We start from the raw sequence: 16,799 nt of genomic DNA, 5'->3' as shown, positions 1-16,799 counted from the left end.
TGCTCCTCTTGGTCGGGAAACACCGTGCTACTTCAGCAACGCCCGTGACATGACCACGCGTTGGATCTGATTGGTGCCTTCGTAGATCTGGGTGATCTTGGCGTCGCGCATCATCCGCTCCACCGGGAAGTCCACGGTGTAGCCCGCGCCGCCGAACAGCTGCACCGCGTCGGTGGTCACCTCCATCGCCACGTCAGAGGCCCAGCACTTGGACGCCGCGGAGATGAAGCCCAGGTGGGATTCGCCGCGCTCGGCGCGCGCCGCGGCGTGATAGACCATCAACCGGGCGGATTCCAGCTTCATCGCCATGTCGGCGAGCATGAACTGCACGCCCTGGTTGTCGGCCACCGGGCGGCCGAACTGCTTGCGGTCCTTGGTGTAGGCGATCGCGGCGTCCAGTGCGCCCTGGGCGATGCCGACCGCCTGGGCGCCGATCGTGGGCCGGGTGTGATCCAACGTCGCCAGCGCGGTCTTGAAGCCGGTGCCGGGCTCGCCGATGATCCGATCCCCCGGGATCCGGCAGTTCTCGAAGTACAGCTCGGTGGTCGGTGAGCCCTTGATGCCCAGCTTGCGCTCCTTGGGACCGACCGTGAAGCCCTCGTCGTCGGCGTGCACCATGAACGACGAGATGCCGTTGGCGCCCTTGTCGGGGTCGGTCACCGCCATCACCGTGTACCAGGACGACTTGCCGCCGTTGGTGATCCAGCACTTGGCGCCGTTGAGGACCCAGTCGTCCCCGTCGGCCTTGGCCCGGGTGCGCATCGAGGCCGCGTCGCTGCCCGCCTCCCGCTCACTGAGCGCATAAGACGCCATCGCGCTGCCGTCGGCGATCGAGGGCAGCACCTGCTTCTTCAGCTCATCCGAGCCGCGCAGGATCAGCCCCATGGTGCCCAGCTTGTTCACCGCCGGGATCAGCGACGCCGAGGCGTCGACGCGGGCGACCTCCTCGATGACGATGCACGCCGCGACCGAATCCGCACCCTGCCCGCCGTACTCCTCGGGGACGTGGACCGCGTTGAACCCGGACGCGGTCAGCGCCTCCAGCGCCTCGTCGGGGAACCGCGAATTCTCGTCCACATCGGCGGCGTGCGGGGCGATCTCCTTCTCCGCCAGCGCGCGAATCGCCGCCCGCAACTCCTGATGCTCCTCGGGCAACTGAAACAGATCGAACGACGAGTGGTCAGACACCGATCTTCTCCTCTGCCGAGGCCCCGTCGGCGCGGAAGCCGGCTTGCCGCTGGCTGATTTCGGATTTGGCGAGGGCGTTTTTGTGTACTTCGTCGGGGCCGTCGGCGAAGCGCAGGGTGCGGATGCTCGCGAAGGCGGCGGCGAGTGGCAGATCCTGGCTCAGGCCGGCCGCGCCATGCACCTGGATGGCCTTGTCCAATACCCATTCCACGGTCCGGGGGGTGGCAATCTTGATGGCCTGGATCTCGCGATGCGCTCCGCGGTTGCCCACCCGGTCCATCAACCAGGCCGTTTTGAGGACCAGCAGCCGGAGCTGTTCGATGCGCACCCGGGCCTCGGCGATCCAGTCCCGCACCACTCCTTGTTCGGCCAGCGGCCGCCCGAAGGCGACGCGTCCGGACGCTCGCTGGCAGGTGAGGTCGAAGGCGAGTTCGGCGACCCCGATCGCGCGCATGCAATGGTGGATTCGCCCCGGCCCGAGCCGTGCCTGGGCGATGGCGAAGCCGTCGCCTTCGTCGCCGATGAGGTTGGCGGCCGGCACCCGGACGTCGCGGAATTCGATTTCGGCGTGTCCGCCGTGGTCGCGGTCGTCGTACCCGAAGACTTCCATCCCCCGCGCGACGCTGACCCCTGGGGCGTCTCGCGGGACGAGGATCTGGCTGTGCTGCCGGTGCCGGGCTGCGGTCGGGTCGGTCTTGCCCATCACGATGAAGACGGCGGCGTCGGGATTCATCGCACCGGTGATCCACCATTTGCGGCCATTGATGACGTAATCATCTCCGTCGCGGTCGATTCGGGTCGCGATGTTGGTGGCGTCCGAGGATGCGACGGCCGGTTCCGTCATGGCGAACGCGGAACGGATCTCAGCAGCCAGCAGCGGGTAAAGCCATTGCTCCTTCTGCGCATCGGTGCCGAACATGGACAGCACTTCCATGTTGCCGGTGTCCGGCGCCGAGCAGTTCAGTGCCGGTGGCGCCAAAGCAAGGCTGCGGCCGGTGATCTCGGCCAGCGGCGCGTACTGCAGGTTGGTCAGGCCCCCGCCGTGTGCGCCTGGCAGGAACAGGTTCCACAATCCTTCACCGCGGGCCAGCTCTCGCAGTCGGCTCAACGTCGGGGTGCGTGACCACGCCCAGGGATCGGTCAAGGCGTCCAGATCGGCTCTGAACCGCTGCTCGGCGGGGTGGACGTGGTCGGACATGAACGCCGTCAACCGCTTCTGCAGATCCTTGGTGACGTCGTCGAAAGTAAAGTCCATCAGTAATCCTTGCTGTGCGTGGATAATTCGCGGATGCCGGCCTCCAGAAGGGGTGTTACGGCCGTGCCGACCGACTCGAACCCCGTTCCGACGGTCTGCCCGCGGCTGTGGCGGTAGTGGATGCCCTCCAAGATCACCGCCAGCTTGAAGCAGGCCAGGGCCAGGTGAAAGGTCATCGACTGCAGGTTGCGGCCGCTCGCCGCGGCGTAGGCCTGCAACAGTTGCGATTCGTTGGGATAGCCGGGGGCTCTGCTGACGTCGGGAAGTTCGGGTGTCGTCACCAGCGCCGGCAACCGGCCGTAAACGGCCAGCAGGGCCACATCGGTGAGGGGGTCGCCCAGAGTCGCCATTTCCCAGTCGATGACGGCGTGGACCTCGGTTCCCGATATCAACAGGTTGTCGAGACGGAAGTCGCCGTGCACCAGGGTTGTCCGGGTTTCGGTGGGGACGTGGCGGCGCAGCAGGTCGACGAGGGTTGCGGCCTGCGGCAGGCTCCGGCTGCGCGATGCGTCCAACTGGCGGGCCCACCGGTCGATTTGGCGTTCCAGGTAACCCTGCGGCTTACCGAAGTCGGCGAGACCGACGCGGTGTATGTCGACCCGGTGCAGGTCCGCCAACACCCTTACCATCGCCGCGGCGATGGCCGCGGTGGCGTCCGGGCCGGTGGCGGCGAGTTCGCGGGCGGTGCGGTAGACCGCGCCGTCGACGAACTCCATGACGTAGAACGGTGCGCCGATCACGTCGGTGGCAGTGCAGTGGGCGTAAACAGCCGGGACGGGCACGGCGGTGCCGTGCAGGGCGGCCATCACCCGGTACTCCCGCCGCATGTCGTGTGCGGTGGCCAGGACATGCCCGAGCGGTGGGCGGCGCAGCACCCAACGCCGCTGGCCGTCGTCGATGAGATAGGTGAGGTTCGACTTCCCCCCGGCCAGCAGCGTGGCAGTCAGCGGGCCAGCACCGTCGCCGGGCAGCGTGCCATCCAGCCAGCGCTGCAACGAATCCATGTCCAGTCCCGGTGTCCCTGCGCTGGTTGCACTTTCGGTCACGCGTCACCACCGGCCAGCGTCACGCCGCCGTCGATGACCAGCGTCTGTCCGGTGATCCACCCGGCGTCGTCGGAGAGGAGAAACGCCACCGCCGCGCTGACGTCGGTCGGTGTGCCCAACCGTTGCAGCGGATACCGGCCGGCGACTTGCTCTTCCCGGTTCTCGTAGAGGGCGGCAGCGAACCTGGTCTTGACCACCGCGGGAGCAACCGCATTGACGCGCGTCTGCGGCGCCATCTCGAAGGCCATTTGTTTGGTCAGATGCATGAGCATTGCCTTGGTTGCTCCGTAGAAGCCGACTCCGGGGGAGGCGATCAGACCGGCGATCGAGGCGACATTGACCACGGCGCCGCCGTTGCCGGCCATCCAGCGGGTGTGTACCTGTTGGGTCCACGACAAAGCCGCCAGGCAATTCACCTCGAAGGTTCGGCGTGCGGCGACCAGGTCCAGGTCGGCCAGCGCGCCGAAGACGGGATTGATGCCGGTGTTGTTGACCAGCAGGTCGATACGGCCGAAGGTTCCGATCACCGTGTCGACGACACGGCGTTGATGGTCGGGATCATCGGCGTGACCGGCGACGGCGATTGCCTGCGCGGAACCGAGCTGTTCGACGGCGCGCTGCAGGTCCTCTTCTTTGCGGCCGGTGATGCACACTGTGGCCCCGTCGTCGACGAGGCGTTGCGCGATCGCCAGTCCGATGCCGCGACTGGCGCCGGTCACGACGGCGACGCGTCCCGCTTGAGCGCTCACGCGACGGCACCATCGGGTCGAAGCGCGATCTTGCCGACACCTGCGGCGCGCTCGGCGAGCATCGCGTACCCGGCCGGGCCCTCTGCCAACGCCAGGTGATGGGACACCACCACCCCCGGCTCGAAGCGGCCGGAGGCGGTCAACGCCAGCAGGGTCGGCAGTTCGCGCTGTGCGGAGCACAACCCGGCACAGAATTGGAGCTCCTTGGTCTGCGCAGCCTGCATCCGGAACGGGAACGCATCGTTCTGGCTGACACCGATGACGCTGACGCGGCCCGCCCTCCGGGCCGCGCTGATCGCCAGTGCGATCGTTTCGTCCAGGCCGACCGCCTCGATGACGGCGTCGGCGCCTTCGCCTGAAGTGAGCTCGCGGATATGAGCCTTCGGGTCCGTTGCGTCGATCGGCTCGGCACCGAGCGACTCGGCCTCCCCGCGACGATGATCGACGGGCTCGGCGATCAGCACCCGCGCCGCGCCTTGCAGGAAGGCCGACTGCACGGCGAGCTGACCGACGGGCCCACCGCCGATCACCACCACGGTGTCGCCGGGCCCCACCCCGGCACGGCGCGCCCCGTACCACGCGGTGGGCGCGTTGTCGGTCAGCGCCAGGGCGGCGTCGTCGGACACCGAGGGACCAACCGTGAACAGGTTGCGGTCGGCGTGCGGGACCGCGACGAACTCCGCCTGACTACCGGGCAACCTGTGACTCATGCCGTAGCACAACTCTTTCCACGGTTGGCGCCGATGCTCACAGGCGGTGACGTGGCCGGCCGCGCACGCCGCGCAGAACACGCAGCCAACCGAGGCCGCCAACAGCACCCGGTCACCGACGGCGAACCTCGTTACTCGGGAACCGATTTCGATGACCTCGCCGACCGCCTCGTGTCCGAGCGGGTACCCGATGTCGTCGCTGAACCCGTGGCCGTGATAAATGTGCAGGTCGCTGCCGCAGATACCCGCGGCGGTGACCCGCACGACGGCGCCCAGTTCGTTGGGCAGTTGGGCATCCTTGACGTGCTCGAGCCCAACGGTGTCCGGGCCCTGGTAGGTGATCGCCTGCACTCAGGCGTCCTCACCGAAGGTGACTGCGAACTTCGCGGTCGATGACTCCAGCCGGATGGGTTTGACCGCGGCGTATTGCTCGCTGCCGAACCATTTGCGGAACTCGCGGTCGTCGGGGAATTCCAGCAGTACCACCGTGGTGGCGTCGAATTCGCCCTCCTGGACCTTCACGTCGTCGGTGACCGCGAGCACCTTGACGTCGAGCCCCGAGAGCAGCCGCGCGTTGGCCTTGGAGTAGTCGGAATAGCGCTGTCGGTCGTGCTTGTCGACGACCGCGAGGAAATAGCAGGACACCTACGCCTCCCGCACGCTGATGTCGGCGCTGATCAGTTCGCCGGTGACCGGGTCGGCGACTTCGACGAGCTCGATGCCCTGGCGCGGCTGGCACCACTGGCCCAGCTCGGCCAGGCGGTCGGCGGCCAGCGTGCGTCGCACCGCATAGCCGTCCTCGATGGGCCAGGCCCGGCGTTCGGCGCGGATGGCGTCTCGGCGCTGCTGGGTCGCCGCGCGGTCGAGGTCCCCGTCGTCGGTGAGGATGACACCGTAGGCGTTGGCCGCTGCCTGCCGGTCGATCTTGCCCCACCGGGCGTCGAGGACCACCTCGTCGGCGGGCCGCTCGAGGGGGTCACCGTAGCCGGCGCCGCCCCCGGACCGCAGCCGAAGCACGTCGCCGGGCATGATGCCGAACCCGAACTGCTTGCCGTTGAGCAGCTCTGGCGTCGCCGCGAAATCCTCCAACGAGGTCGGCACGCGGCCTGCGGTCAGCACGCCATCGGCGCCCGCACCGGACACCAGCGTGAAGCCGCTCGTCGATGCGGGATAGCCGCCCGACTGGCCCGTCGGCGGGACCTGCCAGCAGGGAGTCATGACATGCTGTTGGCCGCCCGGGGTGTACCAGGGTGTCCACGCCAATTCCAGGCCGTTGCCGCCGCGGAATCGTCCCGGGCCGCCCGAGTTCTGATACAGCTTGCGCCACAGGTACAGGATCGGATAAGCGAGCTCGTTGATCTCGATGTCGGGCAGGCTGTTCGACGGCTGGGCGAGCGCTCCGGCGACGTCCATGCCGTCGGCCACGGGCTGCGCGCCGCCCCCGCCGCTGCCGCCGTTCATGTCCGGGAACGGCACCAGTTCACCGTCCTCGTTGGGCGCGTAGAAGAAGCCCGCGTTCCACGAGTCCTGCCACTGCGCCATCAAATGCTCACGCACGAACAGGCTTTTGCTCTGCGACTGAATCTTGGCGAGCATCCTCGTCACCAGCCGGCCTAGCCGCAGCCCGGTTTCGAGATGCCCGCCGGACACCGGCGCGGGCATCTGCACGTCGCAGATCGTCCCGGGCCGGGTGATCACCTGGATCGGGCGCAGCGTGCCCTGGTTGATCGGCAGGTCGGGAAACAGCATGAACAAGGCCGGGCTGAAGGCACAGCCCAAGGTGATCGCCGCGCTGCAGTTGACGAATCCGTCTGTCTGGGGCGATGACTCGCTGAAATCCATCGTGATGTTGCCGTCATCGACGGTCATGGTGCAGCGGATCGGGTAGATGTCGTCGGTGTGGCCGTTGTGCTCTTCGTAGTCGACGTCGGTGTAGACGCCGCTGGGCAACTCGGCGATCCGGTCACGAACCGCCTTCTCCGCGAGGTCCTTTGCGATTTCGACGTAGCGCTTGAACGCGTCGGTGCCGTAGTTGTCGATCAGCACCTGGAGCCGGTCGTCGCAGCGGTTGCAGGCGGCGATGAAGCACCTGATGTCGTTCATCACCACGCTGGGCACGCGGATGTTGGTTTCGATGATCCGCCAGATGTCGTTTACCGGCCGGCCCTGGTCGACGATCTTGACCCCGGGCAGGCGCAGCGCCTCGCCGTAGGTCTCGGTCGCCATCGGCGCCATGCTCCCCGGCGCGAAGCCGCCGAAGTCGTTGACGTGCGCCTCGGCCCAGCACCAGGCGATCAGTTCGTCCCCGTAGAAGATGGGACGCACCACCCCGACGTCGACCTGGTGCGCGTTGCCGGTGGTGAAGGGGTCGTTGCAGATGAACAGGTCGCCCGGGCGGATCTGGTCGCGCGGCACCGTGGCCAGAATGTGCTTGACCGCCTGACGGGCGGTGCCGATGTAGATGGTGATGTACCCGGCGTAACAGATGATGTCGCCGTCGGCGTCGGCGATGAACGTCGAGAAGTCGACGGCTTCGGCGATCACCGGACTGCCCGAGGCGCGCATCATGACCACGCCCATCTCGTGGGCGACGTTCTCCAAGGCCTTCGAGAAGATCTCGATCGTGACCGGGTCGACGGGCAGCTCGGTTGCCGCGGCGCTGCGTTGCATGGTCGGTGTGCTCATTGCGCGTTCTCCTGAGTCGTGGATGCGGTCTGGTCGGTGAGGATGAAGTTGCCCCACTCGTCGATGCGGGCGGTCCAGCCCGGCGGGATCTGCAGGGTGGTCAGCGGATGCTCGAGAATCGCCGGTCCGGCGACCTCGTGGCCGGCCCGTGCGCTGCCGGTGTCGTAGACCGCCACATCGGCCTCCCGCCCCTCCAGGGGTAAGAAGACGCGCCGGCTTCCGTTGGGGGCCAGGACCCGTTCGGAGTCCGGGACCGCTTGCGCGGGCACGGGTTCCAGCGCCGAGACCCGTCCCGTGGCGGTGACCCGGACGGCCACCAGCACCACCGGGCTGCCCACCCACGCGCTGCCCGAGCCGTACTCGGCTTCGTACAATTCGCCGTAGCGCCTCTGGGCGTCGGTGAGGTCGGCCGCGCCGAGGTTGCGGTTGCGCGGCAGCGAGACCGGCAACTCCCACTGCTGGCCCGCGTATTTGAACTCGCCCTCCCACACCACGTCGATGGCGTCGTCGGAGTATCCGGCGGCGCGCAGCGTGGCGGTCAGTTCGTCGTCGAGCTCGCCGAGCGCCGCGGCGATGGGCCCCGCGTCCCCGCCGGCCCACATCGCCGATTGCGACCTGGTGCGCACGTCGTCGCTGTTGAGCAGGCCGGTGGCCGAGAAGACCGCGGCGTCAGCGGGGATGACGACCTGCCGGATGCCGACCTCGCGGGCGATGTCGGCGGCGAAGATGCCCAGGGCCCCGCCGTAGGCGACCATGCTGAAGATGCGCGGATCGTGCCCGCGCTCCACAGTCACCGTGCGCACCGCGTTACTCATGTTCGCGGTGACCATCCGGTAGACCGCCGCCGCGGCATGCACGGCGTCGACGTCGAGCGGCTTCCCGATTTCGCTTTCCATCGCCTGTCGGGCCGGTTCCAGCGCCAGCTCCCGGCGTCCACCCAGGAATGCCTGCGGCGCAAGCAGTCCCAGGACGGCCGAGGCGTCGGTGACCGTGGGCACCACCCCGCCTTTGCCGTAGCACACCGGCCCCGGATCGGCGCCCGCGCTGCGCGGCCCCACCTGCGGGATGCCACGCGCGTCGACCCAGGCGATGCTGCCGCCGCCGGCACCGATGGGCAGTACATCGATCTTGGGCAGGGCGGTCAGGAACTGATCGCGCAGCATGACGCGCTGGGTCACCAACGGCTTGTTGCCCTGCAACACCGAGACGTCGAAGGAAGTGCCGCCCATGTCGGCGGTGACCACATTGTGGATGCCAAGGCGGGCGGCCAGCGCCTGGGCACCGATCACTCCGCCTGCCGGCCCGCTGTCGACGAGGGTGATGGGACGTTCGCGGGCCTCGTCGGCGGTCAACGTCCCGCCGAAACCCTGCATGAATCCGATCGGGGTGCGCAGGCCGCGATCGCCGAGTTCCTTCTCGATGCGACCGGTGTACTCCGCGACCCGGATTCCGGTGAACGCGTTGAGGACGGTCGTCATGGTGCGTTCGTATTCCCGGATCACGGGGTGCAGTCGGGACGAGACGCTGACGAACAGCCCCGGCGCCTCCTCGGCGGCCGCGGCGGCGAGCAGCTCTTCGTGGTAAGGATTGGCGAAGCTCCACAGCAGCGAGATGGCGATGGCCTCCACGCCCATGTCGACCAGCCGCCGGACCGCTGCGCCGGCGTCGGCGTCGCTGAGCGGGACGACGACCGCGCCTTTGCGGTCGACGCGTTCGTTCACCTCGACGATGCGTTCGCGGGGGACGATCTGCGGGATGTTGAGCTGGCGGTGGTGATCCCGCTCGGCGCTGCGGGCCGAGCGGGCGATGAGAAGATTGTCGCCGAATCCCTGCGTGGTCAGCAGCCCGACGCGCGCGCCCCGCAGTTCGGCGATCGAATTGGTCACCGCGGTGGTGCCGTTGACGAAGCGCGTGGTGTGCGACAACACCTGGCCCAGCGGCACACCGATCCGCTCGGCGAGGTTTTCCAGCGCGGCGACCAACCCCACGCTCAGATCGGCGGGGGTGGTGTCGGACTTGTCGGAGTAGACGTTGCCGCGGCTGTCGACCGCTGTCACGTCGGTGAACGTGCCGCCGATATCGCAGCCGATCTGATACTGAACCTGCTCGGTCATTGCCGCTTCCTATCCTTCGAATTGTGTTTGAGCGCAGGCCAATCGCCTGGCCGTGGGCAGAGCGCCGCGGCGTGGTCTCGTCGGCCAGACGGGTCCGCGCCCTGGGGGCATGGTTTGGTCAGCCGGTCACGGCATCGCGGCCAATGACATCCCGGGCGATGATCATCTTCTGAATTTGCGGTGTGCCGTCGCCGATCTGGTAGCCCGACACGTCGCGCAACATGGCCTGCAGTGGCATTTCGTTCGACCAACCGACCTGCCCGTGCAGAACGACCGATTCCTGGATGGCGTTGAACGCCACCCTCGGCGCCCACCATTTGAGCATCGCCGCCTCCTTGGTGTGCGGCTGTCCGGCTGCGCGCAGACCCAGCGTGTGATAGGCCAGTGATCGCACGGCGGTGAGGTAGGTCGTGTGCTCGGCGATGGCGAACGAGACACCCTGGTGCGCCGCCAACGGCCGGCCGAAGCTGCGGCGGTCCCGCGCGTAGGCCGTCGCCATGTCGATGGCGCGCTGGGCGGTGCCGACCGTGAGCAGACCGATCAGTGTGCGGCTCAGGTCGAACTCGGCCATGATGGCGCCGAATCCCGCTCCGGGAGCGCTGATTACACAGTCGTCGGGGACGAAAGCACTATCCATCGTCACCGATCCGCGCCCGAGTGGCTTGAATCCCGGGTCGTCGAAGCTCTGCGACGACACCGCGTCGGAGGTCATGTCGACCAGGAAGCAGCCGATTCCCCTGGTGCCCTTGGACGGGTCGGTCTGGGCGAGAACGACGGCGATGCCGGCGTGAGGGGCCTGGGTCACGGACGTCTTCTCTCCGCTCAGCGACCATCCGCCGTCGACCCGCACCGCTTTGGTGGTCATTGCCGCGGCGTCGGATCCGGCGCCGGGCTCGGTGACCGCCCAGCAGCCCAGCGTCTGCCCGCTGGCGACCGCGGCGGCGTGTGCGGCGACGGCCGGGGACGGGTGCCCGGCCAGCAGGGTCACCAGGCTGTTGGTGCTGAACAGGATGTAACCGATGTTCGGGTCGGCGTAGGCGATTTCTTCGCATGCGATGCCGACGGCGAGCAGGTCTGCTCCCTGACCGCCCAACTCTTCCGAGAGCGATAGCGTGGTCAGGTTGGCCTGCGCCAGCTGGACGAGTTCGCCGTGGGGAAACTCGGTGCTATTCGCGCGGTCGAGATAGCCGGGCAGGAATTCGCGCCGGGCGAACTTGCGGACGTCTTGCTGGAAGGCGAGATGGTCCTCGTCGAGGACGAACGGCGAAGGTGACACAGGGGCTTCCTCCCGAAGCGTTGGATTGCCGGTAGCGTTGGTGGTCAATTGATTTGGCGCGAACGATCGGCCCAGTGCCGGGCACGAAGCGCCTTCTTGTCGATCTTTCCGACCGCGGTCATCGGAAGTTCGGTGACGATCTCGAGCCGTTTCGGCGCCTGATGGGGACCCTTGCGGGCCCGCACCGATGCGATCAGCTGGTCCGCATCGATCGTCGCGTCGGGCCGGGCGACGACGAAGGCGGTGATCGCCTCGCCCCACTTCTCGTCGGGCACGCCGATCACCGCGACGGCAGAGACGTTGGCGTGTGCGGCGATGGCGTCTTCGACCTCCTTGGCGAAGACGTTGAAGCCGCCGGTGACGATCATGTCCTTCTTGCGGTCGACGATGTAGATGAATCCGTCGTCGGATTTGCGGGCCATGTCGCCGGTGTGCAGCCAGCCACCGCGCAGGGCGGCGGCGGTCTCGTCGGGGCGTTTCCAGTAGCCGTTCATCACGTTTCGCGAGCGGACGGCGATCTCCCCGATCTGTCCGTCGGCCACCGGCGACCCGGCGTCGTCGAGCAGTTGGACCTCTACTCCCGGCACCGGGCGACCGCACGAGGCCAGCAATTCGGGCCGGCGGGCCGGGTCGTGTTCGTCTTTGCGCAGGCTCGTCGTCATGCCCATGCATTCGGTTTGTCCGTATACCTGCAGCAGGACCGGGCCGAAGGCTTCTTGGGCCTCCTCGATGCGAGCCGCCGACATCGGCGCCGCACCGTAGACAAGGCTCTCCAGTGAGGAGGTGTCGACCGCGGTCGGGTCGGTCTTGTCCAACAGCGTGTAGAGCATGGTCGGCACGAGGAAGGTGTAGTTGACCTTTTCGGTCTCGACGGCGCGCAGCCACGCATCCGGGTCGAAGCCCTGCTGCAGCAACACCGTCCCGCCGCGCAACAACGTCGGCAGCAACGGCAGCACCGCTGCGTGGGTGATCGGCGACGCGGCCAGGTAGCGCGGGTTCTCCGGCAGACCCCAGCCGGCGGTCAGGCTTTGAACCTCTTGAACCAGGGCGCGGTGGGACAGCATGGCCCCCTTCGGCCTGCCTGTCGTCCCGCCGGTGTACTGCAGCCAGCCGACCTCCTCCTCGTCGACCGCAAGCGCCCGCAGCGGGCTCGGTGCGATTCTGCCGGCGAGCTCCAGCAGGTCCGGGAAGCCGCTGTCGGGGCCGATCGCGAGCACGTGGCGCACCGATGCGGCCCGCTCCGCGACGGCTGCGGCGGCTTCCGCGAACTTGGGGTGCACCACCAGCAGTTCGATTTCGGCGTCGTCACAGAGGAACACGTGATCGCTGACCGACCCCATCGGATGCAGTCCGCTGTACCGGGCGCCCGACAGGAAGGCAGCGGCCTGGGTCATGAAGACTTCGGGCGCGTTGGGGCTGAGCACCCCGACACCGGATCCGCGCCGCACGCGGTGGTCGTGCATCACCCGCTGGATGCGGGCGGTGGTGTCGGCGGTTTCGGCATAGGTGACCCGACGATCGCCCAGGACGAACGCCTCCCGGGCGGGATACCGGGTCAGCGCTTCGACGATCAGGCTGCTGTAGCCCGGCCCGATAGCCGCTGTCGTGGTCACACATCGCTCCTCTGTCGTCTCGTGACGTCCACCTCACAGGTCCCTTCGCTGTGACGCGGGTCTCCGCTCAGGCAATCTTGACTTATCAGTTAGTATTTCGCAATAGTGAATGTCGACTTAATACAAACTGGCAGTTCGGAGGCCGTATGGATACCGTGAGCATCGTCGGCGTGGGAATGACGTCCTTCGGCAAGTTCCCCGACAGGTCGCTGCGTGATCTCGGGACGGCGGCAATCGCCGACGCGCTCGCCGACGCCGGCGTGACGGAGGGGGACGTCGACCTTGTCGTCCACGCCAACGCCATCGGGGGTCTGATGACGGGTCAGGAAATGACCCGAGGGCAGGTCGTCGTCTCGGGTACCGGGTTGGCCGGGACGCCGCTGGTCAACGTCGAGAACGCGTGCGCCAGCAGCTCGACGGCGCTACACCTGGCCGCCACCGCGATCCTGTCAGGCATGTATCGCACCGTCCTGGTCGTCGGGAACGAGAAGATGAGCGGCCGCGGCACCCGCGCGGTGCTGGATGCGCTGGCGACGGCGGCGGACGTGGATCGGCTCGAGGAGTTCAATCGGGAGCTGACCGGCCGCACGGACGGCGCCGAGTCCTTCTTCATGGAGGTCTACGCCCAGGAGACGCGCGACTACATGGCCCGCTCCGGGGCAACCCCGTTGGACTTCGCATCGGTCGCCGCCAAGAACTCCGGTCATGCCGCGCTGAACCCGCACGCGCAGTACCGAACTCGCCGGACCCCCGAAGAGGTGCTGGGAAGCCGGCTCATCGCCGAACCACTGACAATGCTGATGTGCTCGCCGGTCGCCGACGGCGCGGCGGCGCTGGTGCTTCGCGCGGCGGACGACACCAATTCGCCAGAGGCCGTGCGGGTGCGGGCGTCGGTGGTGCGCACGGGAATACCCGGTGGCGGCGGCCAGACACTGGAGCGCCGGACCGCCGAGGCCGCCTACGAGCAGGCCGGCTTCGGTCCCGACGAGCTCGACGTCGTCGAGCTGCACGACGCCGCCTCACCGAACGAATTGATCCTCTACGAGGAGCTGGGTCTGTGCGCCCCCGGAGAAGGCCCGAAACTCGCCCGCAGTGGCGCGACGGCCCTCGGCGGGGACCTGCCGGTCAACACCAGCGGCGGGCTGGTGTCCAAGGGACATCCGGTCGGCGCCACCGGCGCGGCTCAAATCGTCGAGCTCGTGACCCAGCTGCGCGGGCGTGCCGGCGACCGCCAGGTCAGCGGCGCACGCCGGGCCCTCGCCGAAAACGCCGGCGGCTACAGCCATCCCGAAGCCGCCGCCTGCGCGGTCACCATCTTGAGCAGGGACTGACATGGCTACTGGCAGTGCTGCGGTTCTGGTCGAACGGCGCGACAGCGCGCTATGGCTGCGGTTGAATCGGCCCGCCGCGATGAACGGGCTGAATCAGGAAATTCTCGACGGGCTGCACCGCGGCCTTGATCACGCCGCCGGCGACCCCGAAACGCGCTGCATCGTCATCGCGGCAACGGGACGCGCGTTCTGCGCGGGTGCCGACCTGGCGTACGCGCAGTCCCTGGCGGCCCAAGAGCGGCCGCCCGGTCGTTACAGCCCCGGTCAACTCTTTCTGCGCCGCGTCCGTGAGCTGTTCGACCGGCTCGAGTCCGTCGACATGCCGACCATCGCGGCCATCCAGGGGATTACCGTCGGAGGTGGCCTGGAACTGGTCCTGTGCTGCGACATGGCGCTCGCCTCCCGCTCCGCACGCATTGGCGACGGCCATGCCACCTACGGCCAGATTCCCGGCGGCGGCGCCTCGGTTCGCCTGACACGTCGACTCGGGCTGTCGCGGACCAAACATCTCATGTTCACCGGGCAGCTCCATCCCGCGGAAAGGTTTGAGGGCACCGATCTGTTGGTCGCTGTCGTCGACGACGACCGGCTCGAACACGAGATCGACGCGATCGCCGCGCAGATCGCGACAAAGAGCCCCGCGGGCCTGGCCCGGATGAAGATGCTCGCCAATGCCGCCCTGCAGGTGCCACCGGACGTCGGCCTGACCTTCGAGCTCGAACAGTCCGCCTTGCACGAGACCTCCGCCGACTGGCGCGAAGGCCTTGCGGCATTCAACGAGAAGCGCGCACCGAAATACGTTGGACGATAACGGAAAGAGAGCCACATCATGACGGACGAAAACTTCCTGAGCTTGTCGGGGCGCGTCGTGCTCGTCACCGGGGCCGGACAGGGCGTCGGGCGTGCGGTCGCGCTGCACTGCGCCAAACAGGGCGCGGCGGTGGTGGTCAACGACTTCCACGAGGAACGCGCGAAGTCGGTCGCCGCGGAGATCGAGTTCGGTGGCGGCACCGCACTGCCGATCCAGTGCGACGTGACCCGATTCGACGCGGTGATGGCAATGACGCGCAGGGCCTCCGACGAGTTGGGGGCCATCGATGTCCTGGTCAACAACGCGGGAAACGCGGGGCCGGCCGAAGACCCGATGGCACCCGCGCCCCCCTTCTGGGAAACCGGCCCCGAGGACTGGGGGCCGTGGATCGGGACGAACTTCTTCGGCGTGCTCAACGCGTCCCGCGCGGTCCTGCCCGGCATGGTCGACAGGGAGTACGGGCGCATCGTCAACGTCATCTCCGACGCGGGCCGCATCGGTGAACCCAACCTCGTGGTGTACGGCGGCGCCAAGGCCGGCGCCGCGGGCTTCTCCCGCGGCCTCGCCAAGGCCGTGGGCCGCTACGGCATCACGGTGAATTGCGTTGCCCTGTCTGGAATCAATACCCCCGGTGTGGCGACCGCCCTCGAGAATCCCGACGTAACCAACAAGGCATTGCGTTCCTACGTGATCAGGCGCTTCGGCGAGCCCGACGATCCCGCGCGCCTGGTGGTGTTCCTCGCTTCGTCCGCCGGCGAATGGATCACCGGACAGACCTACCCCGTCAACGGCGGCTACGCCGTCTCGGCATGACCACCCCCGACACGCCCCTGGCGGGCATCCGCGTCGTCAGCCTCGCCGAGCAGTTTCCCGGCCCGTTCGCCACGCTGCTGCTGAGCGACCTCGGCGCTGACGTCATCCAGGTCGAACGCCCGAACGGGGGTGACCCCTCGCGCGCGTTCCCCGGGCACTACGAAGCACTCAACCGCGGCAAGCGCTCGGTAGCCTTGGATCTCAAGGACGCCGACGGCGCGGACGCATTCCGCAGGCTCATCAGTGATGCTGACGTATTACTCGAGGGCTTCCGGCCGGGTGTGCTCTCCCGGCTCGGCTTCGGACCCGACGAACTCCTGACCCGGCATCCCCGCCTGGTCTACGTCTCGGTCTCCGGTTTCGGCCAGCACAGCCCGTTGCGGAACCATCCCGCCCACGACCTGACTTTCCAGGCGATGGCCGGATTGCTCGATTCCGTTGAGGCCCAACCGCATCCGCCGGCGTTGGCACTGGCGGACCTGAGCGCTGGAATGTTCGCCGCATTCGCTGCGCTCACCGGTGTGGTCGCGGCCATGAACACCGGTCGTGGCGGCCACTACGACGTCGCGATGTTGGACACGCTGTTGACGTTGGCGGCGACACGGTTGGTTCCGGCGGCCAACGGCCATCCCCCCGACACGTTGGGCCTGGACCCGGGTTACGGCCTGTTCGCCACGGCCGACGGCGAATGGATCTCGTTGAGCATCGCCTTCGAGGACCACTTCTGGAAAGCCCTCTGTGTGACGCTGGACCTGCCTGAGATCGGTGGCATTTCAGCCGCGGAGCGCATCGAGGAACGCGAGCGCCTGCGCGGCCGGATCGCCGCACGGATCGTCACGTCACCGGCCGGGCACTGGGACAAGGTTCTGATCGGAGCCGGCGTGCCCTACGGCCGGGTGAGCACGCTAGCCGATGTGCTCGGCGACCCGAATACCCTGGCCCGGAACATGATTCAGTCCATTGCGACCCCGGACGGTGAGAAGTCTTTCGTCCGACAACCCTTGATGGTCGACGGTGTGCCCCATGGCCCCAGACGAGGGACCCCCCGCCTCGGGGAGCACACCGCCGAGGTTCTCCGGGAGGCCGGTGTGCCACCGGAAGTGATCGAGCGACTCGCCGCGACACCCTAAAGACCGATCCAAGCTCTATATTGACTGAGTAATATTACCGGTCCGATGCATCGGAGGTCCGATGGCCAGGGAACGCGC

The 16,799-nt window shown here is 67.8% G+C and carries 14 protein-coding genes; 4 read left to right on the top strand and 10 right to left on the bottom strand.

What is annotated here, in order from left to right:
• Positions 1–27: 27 nt before the first annotated feature.
• The 10 genes from A9X04_RS24450 to A9X04_RS24405 all read right to left on the bottom strand — a co-directional run bounded on the left by A9X04_RS24450 (position 28) and on the right by A9X04_RS24405 (position 12,636).
• Positions 28–1,188, bottom strand: a complete 1,161-nt coding sequence (locus A9X04_RS24450) for an acyl-CoA dehydrogenase (protein WP_067926241.1) — start codon at positions 1,186–1,188, stop codon at positions 28–30.
• A complete protein-coding gene (locus A9X04_RS24445; protein ID WP_067926238.1) occupies positions 1,181–2,443 on the bottom strand; it encodes an acyl-CoA dehydrogenase family protein in 1,263 nt (420 codons plus the stop codon). Before A9X04_RS24445 ends, A9X04_RS24450 begins: the two co-directional genes overlap by 8 nt.
• A complete protein-coding gene (locus A9X04_RS24440) occupies positions 2,443–3,489 on the bottom strand; it encodes a phosphotransferase family protein (protein ID WP_231985808.1) in 1,047 nt (348 codons plus the stop codon). The genes A9X04_RS24445 and A9X04_RS24440 overlap by 1 nt, the downstream gene beginning before the upstream one ends.
• Complete coding sequence (locus A9X04_RS24435) at positions 3,486–4,238, bottom strand: SDR family oxidoreductase (protein WP_067926233.1); 753 nt, start codon at positions 4,236–4,238, stop codon at positions 3,486–3,488. The genes A9X04_RS24440 and A9X04_RS24435 overlap by 4 nt, the downstream gene beginning before the upstream one ends.
• Positions 4,235–5,299, bottom strand: coding sequence for an alcohol dehydrogenase catalytic domain-containing protein (locus A9X04_RS24430; protein WP_067926230.1), 1,065 nt, complete (start codon positions 5,297–5,299; stop codon positions 4,235–4,237). Before A9X04_RS24430 ends, A9X04_RS24435 begins: the two co-directional genes overlap by 4 nt.
• Complete coding sequence (locus tag A9X04_RS24425; RefSeq protein ID WP_067926227.1) at positions 5,300–5,593, bottom strand: DUF1330 domain-containing protein; 294 nt, start codon at positions 5,591–5,593, stop codon at positions 5,300–5,302.
• Positions 5,594–7,633 carry a hydantoinase B/oxoprolinase family protein gene (locus A9X04_RS24420; protein ID WP_067926224.1) on the bottom strand — a complete coding sequence of 680 codons (2,040 nt, stop codon included), beginning with the start codon at positions 7,631–7,633 and terminating at the stop codon, positions 5,594–5,596.
• Positions 7,630–9,747 (bottom strand): hydantoinase/oxoprolinase family protein, encoded by a 2,118-nt coding sequence (locus A9X04_RS24415; protein WP_067926221.1) that lies wholly within the window; start codon positions 9,745–9,747, stop codon positions 7,630–7,632. Before A9X04_RS24415 ends, A9X04_RS24420 begins: the two co-directional genes overlap by 4 nt.
• Before the next feature lie 118 nt (positions 9,748–9,865).
• A complete protein-coding gene (locus A9X04_RS24410) occupies positions 9,866–11,023 on the bottom strand; it encodes an acyl-CoA dehydrogenase family protein (RefSeq protein WP_067926219.1) in 1,158 nt (385 codons plus the stop codon).
• A 44-nt stretch (positions 11,024–11,067) separates the two neighbouring features.
• Positions 11,068–12,636 (bottom strand): AMP-binding protein, encoded by a 1,569-nt coding sequence (locus A9X04_RS24405; RefSeq protein ID WP_067926216.1) that lies wholly within the window; start codon positions 12,634–12,636, stop codon positions 11,068–11,070.
• A gap of 146 nt (positions 12,637–12,782) precedes the next feature.
• Between A9X04_RS24405 and A9X04_RS24400 the strand changes: the two genes are divergently transcribed.
• Genes A9X04_RS24400 through A9X04_RS24385 form a run of 4 tightly spaced genes read left to right on the top strand, consistent with a single transcriptional unit; the run spans position 12,783 to position 16,721 of the window.
• Positions 12,783–13,967 (top strand): thiolase family protein, encoded by a 1,185-nt coding sequence (locus A9X04_RS24400; RefSeq protein WP_067926213.1) that lies wholly within the window; start codon positions 12,783–12,785, stop codon positions 13,965–13,967.
• A 1-nt stretch (position 13,968) separates the two neighbouring features.
• Entirely contained in the window at positions 13,969–14,778 is an 810-nt protein-coding gene (locus A9X04_RS24395) for an enoyl-CoA hydratase/isomerase family protein (protein WP_067926209.1), read from the top strand.
• 18 nt (positions 14,779–14,796) lie between these two features.
• Entirely contained in the window at positions 14,797–15,591 is a 795-nt protein-coding gene (locus A9X04_RS24390; RefSeq protein WP_067926206.1) for an SDR family NAD(P)-dependent oxidoreductase, read from the top strand.
• Positions 15,588–16,721: a CaiB/BaiF CoA-transferase family protein gene (locus tag A9X04_RS24385; protein WP_067926204.1), complete on the top strand. Its 1,134-nt coding sequence runs from the start codon at positions 15,588–15,590 to the stop codon at positions 16,719–16,721. The genes A9X04_RS24390 and A9X04_RS24385 overlap by 4 nt, the downstream gene beginning before the upstream one ends.
• The last annotated feature ends 78 nt before the right edge of the window (positions 16,722–16,799 follow it).

It is taken from the genome of Mycobacterium sp. E3247, assembly GCF_001667785.1.
GTDB lineage: Bacteria > Actinomycetota > Actinomycetes > Mycobacteriales > Mycobacteriaceae > Mycobacterium.
Note: the sequence above shows the minus strand (reverse complement) of the source record. Positions and strands in the feature narration are given on the sequence as shown.